This window comes from Vibrio sp. 970, assembly GCF_033339075.1.
In genome coordinates, this window is the sequence record NZ_JAWOTW010000527.1 from 1 (window position 1) to 604 (window position 604).

Below are 604 nucleotides of genomic sequence, written 5' to 3' on the forward strand. Positions count from 1 at the left end.
GAGCCAGAATCAATATCCAGCGCGCTATGTCGGCATTGATCAGCAGAAGCAGTTCATCACAAAGGCCAGAAAGAGAGCCTTTAAAACGCCTGTTAATTTCATTTGTGGCGACTTTGCTAAGCTTGTTCTTCCTCAAAGTGATTATGTGTTTGCGTCAGGTTCATTAAACTACAAATCGAGCAATGCCAATCATACGATTGAAATGATTGAGAAGATGTATCGAGCGGCTCGAATAGGCTGTGTGTTTAACTTACTCGATGAAGAAAAGCTGCCGAGCATGAGAATGCTAGAATCGCATAACAAAGTGGGGGTGTTGCGCTATTGCCGATGGCTATGCCCAGATGCACAATTAATCGAGGGTTACTCCGACCACGACTTCACGATTGTCATGATCAAAAAAGCGGAGCCAGTTTCCTAACTCCGCTTCATAAACTTTTAAGCCTTATTGGTGTTTGTACTGTGAGATCTTACAGTCACCAGTTTGTCTATCAACCTTAAATGAGAACGCGGCTGAATGGTATTCCCTTCCATCACTCCAAATTGTTTCTCCGAAGATTTTACATAGGTCCAAATCGCTAATTGAACCGAACTCTTTTACGTGCCT

General features: G+C 43.0%; 1 protein-coding gene. It reads left to right on the forward strand.

Translation table 11 applies throughout. From position 1 onward, the window contains the following. On the forward strand, positions 1-418 hold a 418-nt coding region (locus R7Q11_RS27675; protein WP_225467171.1), incomplete at its 5' end, for a class I SAM-dependent methyltransferase. Positions 419-604 lie beyond the last annotated feature (186 nt).